A 12,000-nucleotide genomic window follows, 5' to 3' on the forward strand; every position below is an offset into this window, starting at 1 on the left:
TGTGTCAGGCCCCTGTCTTGCCGAGGACTGCGGGCGCGTCGGCCTCGTCGTGGAATTCGAGCTGCCGGCGCCGGTTGGCGACGAGGCCTTCGGGGCGGAAGCGCATCAGGAGGATGAGTGCGACGCCGAAGGCGAAGAGCTGGTAGTCGCCGAGGAACTGCAGCTTGTTGGGGATGAGGTAGAGCAGGGAGGCGCCGATGAGGGGGCCGCCGATGGTGCCCATGCCGCCGAGGACGACCGCGGCGAGCAGGAAGGCGCTGTTGGGCGGGATGGGGCCGGCGAACTGGTACTGCTCGGGGGTCACGGTGTAGGTGACGTGGGCCTGGACGGTGCCGGCGAGTCCGGCGAGGGAGGCGCCGACGGCGAAGGCGATGAGCTTGACGCGGAAGCCGTTGATGCCCATGGCGAGGGCTGCGGTCTCGTCCTCGCGGATGGCGACCCAGGCGCGGCCGATGCGGGAGTCGCCGCTGCGCCGGAAGACGAGGACGACGACGGCGGTGATGAGCAGCATCAGCAGGAAGTAGTTGGCGAACCGGCCGATGGTGAAGCCGGCGATGGTGTGTTCGGCGCCGAGGTCCCAGCCGAGGATGTTCAGGTTGGGGATGGAGGAGATGCCGTTGGAGCCGTTGGTGATGTCCGGTCCGGAGGTGCCGTCGAGGTTGTTGACGGTGATGCGGAAGATCTCTCCGAAGCCAAGGGTGACGATGGCGAGGTAGTCGCCGCGCAGCCGCAGGGTGGGGGCGCCGATGAGGACGCCGAACACGAGGGAGGCCGCGGCGCCGACGAGCACGGCGGCCCAGAACGGGAAGTGCACGTGCAGCGGCGAGCTGGGGGAGCCGGAGACTAGGGCCGCGGCGTAGGCGCCGACGCCGAGGAAGGCGACGTAGCCGAGGTCGAGGAGGCCGGCGAGGCCGACGACGATGTTCAGGCCGAGGGCGACGGTGGCGAAGATGAGGATGTAGACGCCGAGGGTCGCGTACTGGTCGTCGGTCTGGGTGAACGGGAACAGGGCGGCGGTGACGAAGGCGCCGACCATGGTGATGTTCTGGTGCCGCGCGGTGATCTCCGAGGCGTGGGCCACGAGCCCGGCCTTGGCGAGGGCGGCGAAGCCGAGGCCGGCGGTGATGAGGAAGCCGACGAAGAGTTCGTCGTACTCGGTGCCGATGCCGTAGGTGAAGACGATCAGGGCGACGGCGAGGACGGCGACGATGACCAGGATCTCGGCGAACGCGGGGAGCTTGGGCGCGGGGCGCGCGGTGCCTCCGGCGAAGGCGGCCTTGAGGGTGGCCCGGCTATGCGCGGCGCGGTTCTTGAAGTGCTCCCAGCCGTTGTCGTCGGGGTCGATGAGGTCGGGCTCGGGCCGCTGGAAGGGCAGCGCGAGGGCGCCGAGGAGGGCGACGAGGGTGGTGACGGCGACGATGTAGCCGCCCGGTTCGAGGTTGACGACACCGCCGAGTTCGTAGCTGATGGAGATGACGGTGTACCAGGCGGTGGCGAAGGTGGCGAGGGCCGCGAACTTCAGGGCGGCGTCGGCGCCGGCGGGGACGAGCCAGCGCAGGTACTTCACGTCGTACGAGGCGAGGCCGAGGACCGTGGTGAGGATGCCGCCGATGAGGACGAGGACCTGCAGGCCGCCGGGGTAGCCGTAGACGGTGAGGTCGCCGGGGAAGTCCGCCGTCCAGGTCCAGGCGAGGAAGGTGGCGACGACGGTGAGGGCGCCGCCGGCGGTGGCGAGGGCGCGGCCGAGGCCGGCCGGGATGCCGATGAGGCCGCTGGGCGTTCCGGCGGTGGGGGCGCTGGGGGTTTCGGGTGCGGTGGTCTGTGTGGTCATCGGTGTCACGCCCTGTCCGCGACGCGCTCGCCGAGCAGGCCCTGGGGCCTGAGCAGCAGAACAAGGATGAGGAGTACGAAGGCCCAGACGTCGGCCCAGGACTGGCTGCCGAACTTGTCCATGCCGGGGAGGTCGGAGATGTAGGCGGCGGCGATGGTCTCGGCGACGCCGAGGACGACACCGCCGATCATGGCGCCGTAGATGTTGCCGATGCCGCCGAGGACGGCCGCGGTGAAGGCCTTGAGGCCGAGGATGAAGCCCATCTTGAAGTCGATCTGGCCGTACTTGAGGCCGTTGGCGACTCCGGCGACGGCGGCGAAGGCGGCACCGAGGGCGAACGCGATCACGATGATGCGGTCGGTGTTGATGCCCATCAGCTTCGCGGTGTCGGGGTCCTGGGCGGTGGCCTGCATGCCGCGGCCGGTGCGGGTCTTCATGACGAAGTAGGCCAGGACGGCCATGCTCAGCGGGGCGGCTATCAGCAGGAAGATGTCGCCGGTCTGGATGGTGACGCTGCCGATGTGGAAGGGGCCGCCCTCGATCTGGGGGAAGGTGCGGGCGGACTTGGCCTCGGGGTACCAGGCCCAGACGGCCTGCTGCAGCGCGAGGGAGAGGCCGATGGCGGTGATGAGGGGCGCCAGTCGGGGAGCGGTGCGCAGGGGCCGGTAGGCGAATCGTTCCGCTGCGACGGCGACGAGGACGGCGACGATGATGCCGCCGATCAGCATGAGGGGGAGGGCTATCCACATGCTCGTCCCGTCGGGCAGGACGTAGGCGTAGACCGTGAGGGCGCCGAAGGCCCCGGTCATGAAGATCTCGCCGTGGGCGAAGTTGATGAGCTGGACGATGCCGTAGACCATCGTGTAGCCAATGGCGACCAGCCCGTACATGGATCCCAGTAGCAGGCCGTTGACCAGCTGCTGCGGCAGTTCGTTCACCGCATGTCCTCCGAGACGTTCGGATGTTCGACGGATGTGCCGGATGTCCGGATGTGAGTCCGCGCGGGGCGCCAGATGGAACAGCGCCCCGCGCGGCTCATGGGTGGTGCGGGAGGTGGGGGTCAGCCACCGTTGTAGGTGCCGGACTCCACGGTCTTCCAGGCCCCGTTCTGGACGGCGTAGACCGTGAGCTGCTTGTTGGTCGTGTCGCCGTACTGGTCGAAGGAGACCTTGCCGGTCACTCCGTCGAAGGAGACGTTCTGCATGGCCTCCGTGATCTTGGCGCGGGCGTCGGAGGGCAGCTTGCCGTTGTTGTCGGCGACGACCTTCTTGACGGCCTCGATGATGGCCTGGGCGGAGTCGTAGGCGTAACCGCCGTACGCGCCGTAGGCCTCCTTGTAGCCGCCCGCCTTGTAGTTGTCCAGGAACTGCTTGGCGGAGGGGAGCTCTTCGAGCGGGGCGCCGACGGAGGTGGCGAGGTCGCCGTTGCTGGCGGCGCCGGCGAGCTTGACGTAGGTGGGGTCGTAGATGGCGTCGCCGCCGACGACCGGGACCTGGGCGCCCGCGGCCTTGATCTGCTTGCTGAGCGGGCCGGCCTGGGGGTACTCGCCGCCGTAGTAGACGACGTCGGCGCCGGAGTTCTTGACCTTGGTGGCGACCGCGGAGAAGTCCTTGGCGTCGGGGTTGATGTGCTCGGTGCCCGCGATGGTGCCGCCGAGCTTCTTGAACTCCGTGGTGAAGGTGCCCGCGAGGCCGGCGCCGTAGGTCTTCTTGTCGTCGATGACGAAGACCTTCTTCTTCTTGGCCTTGTTGAAGACGTACTGCGCGGCGAACGGGCCCTGGACGGCGTCCGTGGTCGCGGTGCGGAAGTACGACTTGTACGTGCGGGTCTTGCTGCTCGCCCAATTGGTGCCCTGGGTGAGCGACGGGTTGGTGTTGGCGGGGGAGACCTCGACCAGCTTGGCGTCGTCGAAGACCTTCTGCATGGACTCGGCGACGGAGGAGTTCAGCGGGCCGACGACGCCGAGGACGTCCTTGTTGGCGACCAGTTTGGTGGCGTTCTGCTGCCCGGAGGAGGGCTGGGCCTGGTCGTCCAGCGCCTGCGTCTCGAAGGTGATGCCGTCGACGGCCTTGTTCTTGTTGGCCTGCTTGACGGCGAGGTCGACCGAGTTCTTGATGCCGAGGCCGATCGCGGACAGGTCGCCCGTGAGGGGCGCGTCGACGCCGATGACGACCTTGGTGCCGCCGCCGTTCCCGGAGTCCGAGCCACCGTCCTTGTCACGCGAGCCGCAGGCGGTGAGGGTCAGTGCTCCCGCCGCCAGCGCGGCGGTGATGGCGATGAGCGAACGTTGACGCACGATCAGTCCTTTCCCTGGCACAGCCGAATCCCCGTGGAAACGGCTGAGTCGAGCGCTGGGCCGAAGTGGCAATCCGACGGCGCGGTGACTGGCGGTGACTCTAAGCGTGTGTGGGGAACGTGGAGGAGAGTCTGTCCCATGCTGTGACGCTCTTGTTATGACACGACGTAATGCAGAGCGGTGCAGCGTGGGGGGAACAGCGGAATTCGGGCCGATTCGCCCCGTCCGGATTCTGAGAATCCGCAGGACCGGCCGGGGTGCGTTCAGGTGTCTCGGCGTTTTTGCTGATTACCGGGAATCGTTGCCATGGGCCACTGACGGCAGTTGTGCCGAGGTGGGCTCCTGAAGATGATCAAGAGGAAAGAGTGATCGTTTATTGCGTCCGCATTACGCACGGTTACGGATCAGGAAAAGGAATCGTGGGTTCCTCGCCAGATTTCCGCATTGGGGGGTGCGGGGGTGAACGTGATCTTGCGCGGGGGAAGCGGCTTCTTTGTCCGTGATGCACCCGGAAAAAGCCGAAGCCGCCCCTCCCGGCGGACGGGAGGGACGGCTTGGGTTCAACGGGGGTGCGGGGGAGGGGGGTTGGTGTGCGTGGACGGATCGGCACGCCAGTCGGGCGCGTTGGTGGTCCGGTCAGTCGGACGGGCGGCCGGCGGCCGCGTCGCCGGGGTTGGCGTCGCGTAGCAGACAGGTCAGCCGTGCGCTGCACACGCGCCGCCCCTGCTCGTCCGAGATGACGATCTCGTACGTCGCGGTCGAGCGGCCCCGGTGCACGGGCGTCGCCACGCCGGTGACCAGCCCGGAACGCACCCCGCGGTGGTGCGTGCAGTTCAGGTCGACGCCGACGGCGATCTTGGTGCTGCCGCCGTGCAGCATGGAGCCGACCGAGCCCAGCGTCTCGGCGAGCACCGCGGACGCTCCGCCGTGCAGCAGGCCGTAGGGCTGGGTGTTGCCCTCCACCGGCATCGTGCCGACGACCCGCTCGGCGGAGGCCTCGAGGATCTGCACGCCCATGCGCGTCCCGAGGTGTCCCGCGGAGAAGAGGGCCGGCAGGTCGATGCCGAGTGCGGCGTACTCGTCGAGGACCTCCTGCGGGAACTTCACGTGGTGCTGCTCGCCCATGGGCCCGGCTCCGTTCGTCGTCGTGACACGTCCTTGCCGGCTCAGGCGGACGCCTGAGCCCTGCTGACTTAAGCGAACGCTCAGTCGGTGGCCGATTGTTCCAGACGCACCACGACCGACTTGCTGGCCGGGGTGTTGCTGGTGTCAGCGGTGGCGTCCAGCGGCACCAGGACGTTCGTCTCCGGGTAGTAGGCGGCGGCGCAGCCCCGCGCGGTCGGATAGTGCACCACCCGGAAGCCGGGCGCCCGCCGCTCCACACCGTCGCGCCACTCACCGACCAGGTCGACGTAGGAGCCGTCCGCGACACCCAGGGCGCGGGCGTCGTCGGGGTTGACCAGCACCACCCGGCGGCCGTCCCGGATGCCCCGGTAGCGGTCGTCGAGGCCGTAGATCGTGGTGTTGTACTGGTCGTGCGAGCGCAGTGTCTGCAGCAGCAGCCGACCCTCGGGCAGCTTCGGGAACTCCACCGGGGCGGCGGTGAAGTTGGCCTTGCCGGTGGCCGTCGGGAAGCGCCGCTCGTCGCGCGGGGCGTGCGGCAGGGCGAAGCCGCCGGGGCGGCTCACGCGCGCGTTGAAGTCCTCGAAGCCGGGGACCACGCGCGCGATGCGGTCGCGGATCGTCGCGTAGTCCTTCTCGAACTCCTCCCAGGGCGCCACGCTCCGCTCCCCGAGGACCCGGCGGGCGAGACGGCACACGATGGCCGGCTCGGACAGCAGATGCCGGCTCGCCGGCTCCAGCCGGCCGCGGGAGGCGTGCACCATGCCCATGGAGTCCTCGACGGTGACGAACTGCTCGCCGCCGCCTTGCACATCCCGTTCGGTGCGGCCGAGCGTCGGCAGGATCAGCGCCCGCGCGCCCGTCACCACATGGGAGCGGTTGAGCTTCGTCGACACGTGCACGGTCAGACGGGCGCGCCGCATGGCCGCCTCGGTGACCTCCGTGTCGGGGGAGGCGGAGACGAAGTTGCCGCCCATCGCGAAGAACACCTTCGCCTCGCCGTCGCGCAGCGCGCGGATGGCCCGGACGACGTCATAGCCGTGCGCGCGCGGCGGAGCGAAGCCGAACTCCTTCTCCAGCGCGTCCAGGAAGGCAGGCGCCGGGCGTTCGAAGATGCCCATGGTGCGGTCGCCCTGCACGTTGGAGTGGCCGCGCACCGGGCAGACGCCCGCGCCCGGACGGCCGATGTTGCCGCGCAGCAGCAGGAAGTTGACGACTTCCCTGATCGTCGGCACGGAGTGCTTGTGCTGGGTGAGGCCCATGGCCCAGCACACGATGGTGCGCCGCGAGGCGAGCACCATGGCGAGGGTCCGCTCGATCTCCTCCCGCGTCAGACCGGTCGCGGTGAGCGTCTCGTCCCAGTCGGCGGCGCGGGCGGCCCGCGCGAACTCCTCGTACCCGTGGGTGTGTTCGCGGACGAACTCCTCGTCCACCGCGCCCTCGGTCTCGAGGATCAGCTTGTTGAGGAGACGGAAGAGGGCCTGGTCGCCGCCGAGGCGGATCTGCAGGAACAGGTCGGTGAGCGCGGCGCCCGCCATGAGGCCCTTGGGGGTCTGCGGGTTGTGGAACCGCTCCAGGCCGGCCTCGGGCAGCGGGTTCACGCTGATGATCTTCGCGCCGCCGGCCTTGGCCTTCTCCAGTGCGGAGAGCATGCGCGGGTGGTTCGTGCCCGGGTTCTGTCCGGCGACGATGATCAGGTCGGCCTGGTGGAGGTCCTCCAGCAGGACGCTGCCCTTGCCGATCCCGATCGTCTCGGCGAGGGCCGAGCCGGAGGACTCGTGGCACATGTTGGAGCAGTCCGGCAGGTTGTTCGTGCCGAGCTCGCGGGCGAAGAGCTGGTAGAGGAACGCGGCCTCGTTGCTGGTGCGGCCGGAGGTGTAGAAGACGGCCTCGTCCGGCGAGCCGAGCGCGGCGATCTCCTCGGCGACGATGTCGAAGGCGCGCTCCCAGGTGACCGGCTCGTAGCGGTCGGCGCCCTCGGGCAGATACATGGGATGGGTCAGACGGCCCTGCTGCCCCAGCCAGTACCCGCTCCTGGTCGCCAGGTCCGAGACCGGGTGCGCGGCGAAGAACTCCGGGGTGACCCGGCGCAGCGTGGCCTCCTCGGCGACCGCCTTCGCGCCGTTCTCGCAGAACTCCGCCTTGTGCCGGTGGTCCGGCTCCGGCCAGGCGCAGCCGGGGCAGTCGAAGCCGTCCTTCTGGTTGACGCTCAGCAGCGTGAGCAGGGTGCGCTTGACGCCCATCTGCTGCTGGGCCATGCGCAGCGTGTGCCCGATGGCCGGCAGCCCGGCCGCGGCGTGCTTCGGCTCCGCGACCTGCGGCGCGTCCTGGACAGGGTCGGCCTTCGGCGGCTTCGTCGCCATCGCGCACTCTCCTTCGGGTACACGCGTGAGATACATCCCAGATCCTCGCACGCCCTACTGACACCGCCCGGGCCTTGGGGGAAGCGGCTCCAGTTCTGCCTCTTCGGGGGGCGGGCGGACTCCGCTCGTCCCTTCGGGGCAGCGGCTCCCGGCCTAATCTCCACGGACGGTCTCCACCTGGACGCGCCGGGTGTCGGGGAGGCCGGGCCTGAAGGCCCCGTACCGGCCCCGCCACGCCACCTGACGCCCCCGACCCTTGTGCGGCCCCTCACACTCCGCGGTGGGTGGCAACCGGTCGCGGCGCCTGCGGCTCGGCGTCCAGGGCCGCCCGAACCGTACGGCGGCGACGCCCGGGACGGCGGTCCGGCGACGGCCCCGGTGGCCGTCCCTCCGGCCGGCGGCAGCCACCGTGGCGGCCCCCACAGCCGGCGGCAGCCACCCGGTGGCGGCTCGGTGTCAGTGGGGCGTGGCAGGATCGGGGGCGTGGCAGAGACAGCAACGAAGAAGACCGACAGCACCTCCGGCGGCAGCCGCCCGCGCCTGATGCTCATGGACGGGCACTCCCTGGCCTACCGCGCGTTCTTCGCGCTGCCCGCGGAGAACTTCACCACCGCGACCGGCCAGCCGACGAACGCGATCTACGGCTTCGCGTCGATGCTGGCGAACACCCTCCGCGACGAGGCGCCCACGCACTTCGCGGTCGCCTTCGACGTCTCCCGCAAGACGTGGCGCTCGCAGGAGTTCACCGAGTACAAGGCGAACCGCTCCAAGACCCCGGACGAGTTCAAGGGCCAGGTCGAGCTGATCGGCGAGCTGCTCGACGCGATGCACGTCTCCCGCTTCGCCGTCGACGGCTTCGAGGCGGACGACGTCATCGCCACGCTCGCCACGCAGGCCGCCGACCAGGGCTTCGAGGTGCTGATCGTCACCGGCGACCGCGACTCCTTCCAGCTGGTCAGCGACCACGTCACGGTGCTGTACCCGACGAAGGGCGTCTCGGAGCTGACCCGGTTCACTCCGGAGAAGGTTTTCGAGAAGTACGGATTGACGCCCGCCCAGTACCCGGACTTCGCGGCGCTGCGCGGTGACCCGTCCGACAACCTCCCCGGCATCCCCGGCGTCGGCGAGAAGACCGCCGCGAAGTGGATCAACCAGTTCGGTTCCTTCGCGGAGCTGGTCGAGCGCGTCGAGGAGGTCAAGGGCAAGGCCGGGCAGAACCTCCGCGACCACCTGGAGGCCGTCAAGCTCAACCGCCGGCTCACCGAGCTGGAGCGGCAGGTGCCGCTGGAGAAGACGGTCGCCGACCTGGAGCGCCCGGCCTACGACCGCAAGGCCGTCGCGATGATCCTGGACACCCTGGAGATCCGTAACCCGTCGCTGCGCGAGCGGCTGCTCGCCGTCGACCCGGGCGCGGCCGAGGCCGAGACGACCCCGGTCGTCACGGACGGCGTCGAGCTGGACGGCGCGGTGCTGGGCAGCGGCGAGCTGACCGGCTGGCTGGCCGAGCACGGCGGCGAGCCGCTCGGCATCGCCACCGTCGACACCTGGGCGCTGGGCACCGGCTCCGTCGCCGAGGTGGCGCTGGCCACCGCCGGCGGCCCGGCCGCCTGGTTCGACCCCTCCCAGCTCGACGAGGCCGACGAGAACGCCTTCGCGGCCTGGCTCGCCGACGCCGAGCGGCCCAAGGTGTTCCACGACGCCAAGCGCGCCATGCGGGTCTTCGCCGAGCACGGCTGGAGCATCGCCGGTGTCGCCATGGACACGGCGCTCGCCGCGTACCTGGTCAAGCCGGGCCGGCGCTCCTTCGACCTGGACGCACTGTCCATGGAGTACCTGCACCGCGAGCTGGCGCCCGCCGCCGCGGCCGACGGCCAGCTCGCCTTCGGCGCGGACGACGGCGCCGAGGCCGAGGCGCTGATGATCCAGGCCCGCGCCGTCCTCGACCTGGGCGAGGCGTTCGAGAGCAAGCTGACGGAGGTCGGCGCCGCGGACCTGCTGCGCGACATGGAGCTGCCCACCTCGGCGCTGCTGGCCCGCATGGAGCGGCACGGCATCGCCGCGGACCGCGCCCACCTGGAGGCCATGGAGCAGATGTTCGCGGGCGCCGTGCAGCAGGCCGTGAAGGAGGCGCACGCGGCGGCGGGGCACGAGTTCAACCTCGGCTCGCCCAAGCAGCTCCAGGAGGTCCTCTTCGGCGAGCTGGGCCTGCCGAAGACGAAGAAGACCAAGACCGGTTACACCACCGACGCCGACGCCCTGGCCTGGCTCGCCGGCCAGACCGACAACGAGCTGCCGGTGATCATGCTCCGCCACCGTGAGCAGGCCAAGCTGCGCGTCACGGTCGAGGGCCTGATCAAGACGATCGCCTCGGACGGCCGGATCCACACCTCCTTCAACCAGACGGTCGCGGCGACCGGCCGGCTGTCCTCCACGGACCCGAACCTGCAGAACATCCCGGTCCGCACCGACGAGGGCCGCGCCATCCGCCGCGGTTTCGTCGTCGGCGAGGGCTACGAGTCGCTGATGACCGCCGACTACAGCCAGATCGAGCTGCGCGTGATGGCCCATCTGTCGGAGGACGCGGGCCTGATCGAGGCGTTCACCTCGGGCGAGGACCTGCACACGACGGCGGCGTCCCAGGTCTTCGCGGTGGAGCCCACCGCCGTGGACGCCGAGATGCGCCGCAAGATCAAGGCGATGTCCTACGGCCTGGCGTACGGTCTGTCGGCGTTCGGCCTGTCCCAGCAGCTGAACATCGACGCGTCCGAGGCACGCACGCTGATGGACGCCTACTTCGACCGCTTCGGCGGGGTGCGGGACTATCTGCGCCGGGTCGTCGACGAGGCGCGGGCGACGGGGTACACGGCGACGCTGTTCGGCCGCCGCCGCTATCTGCCCGACCTCAACAGCGACAACCGCCAGCGCCGCGAGGCGGCCGAACGGATGGCGCTGAACGCGCCCATCCAGGGCACGGCGGCGGACATCGTGAAGATCGCGATGCTGAACGTGGACCGGGCGCTGCGCGAGGCGAACCTCACCTCCCGCATGCTGCTCCAGGTCCATGACGAAATCGTCCTGGAGATCGTCCCCGGCGAGCGCGAGCGGGCGGAGGAACTGGTCCGCCGCGAGATGGCGGCCGCGGTCCAGCTCCGCGTCCCGCTGGGCGTCTCGGTCGGCGTCGGCCCGGACTGGGAGTCGGCAGCGCACTAGCCGAACGGGACAGGGCCGGGGGAGGGCAAGGGGCGAGAGCCCCTGCACCGCCTTCCCGGGCTGGGGGAGGGCAGGGGGCGAAAGCCCGCTGCACCGCCTTCCCCCGGCCCACAGTGCCCACCTGCCTGAGGGGCCCGGGCCAGAGCGCCCACCTGCCTGAGGGGCCCGGCCCACAAGTGCCCACCTGAAGGGGCCCGGCCCTGGGCGCCGACCTGAAGGGCCCCGGCCCACAGTGCCGACCGGAAGGGGCGCGGGGAACTGCGCGACCAGCCCCCCCACCACCCGCGGCCGCCCCACGACGCCGGCCCCCACCCCGGTCGGTCCACCCCGTCGGTCCACCCCGCCCACCCCCGCAGGGACCGTCACTCGGCTGGCCCCCGCAGAAACGCGCCCCCCGCCGCCCTGCCGCCAGGATGCGGGCATGGGTATACGCATGCTCCACCGCCGCACGGCACGAGCTCAGGCCCAGCACCAGGCACCGGCCCGAGCCGACGCCACGGCGGATCTCTCCGCGCCGCAGCCGTCCGTCCCGCCCTTCGCGGCGGACGCCAGTACCGGCCGCGTCCCCACCACCCGCGCCGAGGCGCTGCGCCGCCGCACCGCAGCCCTCGCCCGTCGCCTCACCCGCCGGAACGCGCCGGAGGCGGCCGACGACACCGCCGTGGCGGACCCACCTCGTGACGCGCCGCGCTGGCGGCTGTGGACCGAGCTGGGTCTGGGCTACGTGGCGCTGCTGCTCAGCCGGCTGCCGCGCCCTTCCCGCCCGGCACGCACGTTCACGGTGTTCGTGGTCCCGCTGCCCCCGACCGCCGCGGTCACCGGGCCGGACGGCTCTCCTCGAGTACGCCGCGGCTGACCTCGCCCGCACCGGCGGTCACCGGCCGCCGCGCCCGCACCCCGGCGGCGTACACGAGCAGCCCGAGGACGAGTCCGGCGCCGGTGCCGAAACACACCGTGGGGATCAGCTTCCGCGGGTCCGCGGTGGCCCCCCGGTAGACCCACCACCGCATGGCCCGCTGCCCCGCGCCCCCCATAAGGAGCCTGCCATCAGGACGGCCGGCACCAGGCGTCCCCGGCCGGAGCCGTCGGTGCACACCGCGGGCAGGCAGTACGGCCGCCGCGTGGCTCAACGTGAACGGCAACGGGTCTCCTTCCGGGGCGGGTTGTCCGGCTGTGAC

General features: G+C 70.8%; 7 protein-coding genes and 1 pseudogene. 2 read left to right on the top strand and 6 right to left on the bottom strand.

Translation table 11 applies throughout. The features are described from left to right. Positions 1-4: 4 nt before the first annotated feature. The 5 genes from ACZ64A_RS12005 to ACZ64A_RS12025 form a co-directional block, all read right to left on the bottom strand. Complete coding sequence (locus ACZ64A_RS12005) at positions 5-1,831, bottom strand: branched-chain amino acid ABC transporter permease (RefSeq protein WP_469809887.1); 1,827 nt, start codon at positions 1,829-1,831, stop codon at positions 5-7. A gap of 5 nt (positions 1,832-1,836) precedes the next feature. Beyond that, the gene (locus ACZ64A_RS12010) at positions 1,837-2,769 is read right to left on the bottom strand and encodes a branched-chain amino acid ABC transporter permease (RefSeq protein WP_363267071.1); all 933 of its coding nucleotides are present in this window, start codon (positions 2,767-2,769) and stop codon (positions 1,837-1,839) included. Positions 2,770-2,891: 122 nt separating this feature from the next. Next, positions 2,892-4,127, bottom strand: coding sequence for a branched-chain amino acid ABC transporter substrate-binding protein (locus ACZ64A_RS12015; RefSeq protein WP_469809888.1), 1,236 nt, complete (start codon positions 4,125-4,127; stop codon positions 2,892-2,894). Between the two features lie 636 nt (positions 4,128-4,763). Next, positions 4,764-5,252, bottom strand: a complete 489-nt coding sequence (locus tag ACZ64A_RS12020; RefSeq protein WP_469809889.1) for a hotdog fold thioesterase — start codon at positions 5,250-5,252, stop codon at positions 4,764-4,766. A gap of 80 nt (positions 5,253-5,332) precedes the next feature. Beyond that, the gene (locus tag ACZ64A_RS12025) at positions 5,333-7,612 is read right to left on the bottom strand and encodes an FdhF/YdeP family oxidoreductase (protein ID WP_469809891.1); all 2,280 of its coding nucleotides are present in this window, start codon (positions 7,610-7,612) and stop codon (positions 5,333-5,335) included. 483 nt (positions 7,613-8,095) lie between these two features. Between ACZ64A_RS12025 and polA the strand changes: the two genes are divergently transcribed. Next, positions 8,096-10,822, top strand: a complete 2,727-nt coding sequence (polA, locus tag ACZ64A_RS12030) for a DNA polymerase I (protein WP_469809893.1) — start codon at positions 8,096-8,098, stop codon at positions 10,820-10,822. A gap of 421 nt (positions 10,823-11,243) precedes the next feature. Continuing rightward, complete coding sequence (locus ACZ64A_RS12035) at positions 11,244-11,678, top strand: hypothetical protein (protein WP_469809894.1); 435 nt, start codon at positions 11,244-11,246, stop codon at positions 11,676-11,678. Between the two features lie 180 nt (positions 11,679-11,858). Here ACZ64A_RS12035 and ACZ64A_RS12040 read toward each other — a convergent pair. Further along, positions 11,859-11,964, bottom strand: a pseudogene (locus ACZ64A_RS12040) (DUF4184 family protein); the annotation flags it as partial. Positions 11,965-12,000 lie beyond the last annotated feature (36 nt).

The organism is Streptomyces sp. NPDC104814 (assembly GCF_055583185.1).

Bases quoted from the DNA above. Each gene is read 5' to 3' on its own strand.
- ACZ64A_RS12005 (WP_469809887.1), bottom strand. From the start codon at position 1,831: ATGACCACACAGACCACCGCACCCGAAACCCCCAGCGCCCCCACCGCC.
- ACZ64A_RS12020 (WP_469809889.1), bottom strand. From the start codon at position 5,252: ATGGGCGAGCAGCACCACGTGAAGTTCCCGCAGGAGGTCCTCGACGAG.
- ACZ64A_RS12025 (WP_469809891.1), bottom strand. From the start codon at position 7,612: ATGGCGACGAAGCCGCCGAAGGCCGACCCTGTCCAGGACGCGCCGCAG.
- ACZ64A_RS12035 (WP_469809894.1), top strand. From the start codon at position 11,244: ATGGGTATACGCATGCTCCACCGCCGCACGGCACGAGCTCAGGCCCAG.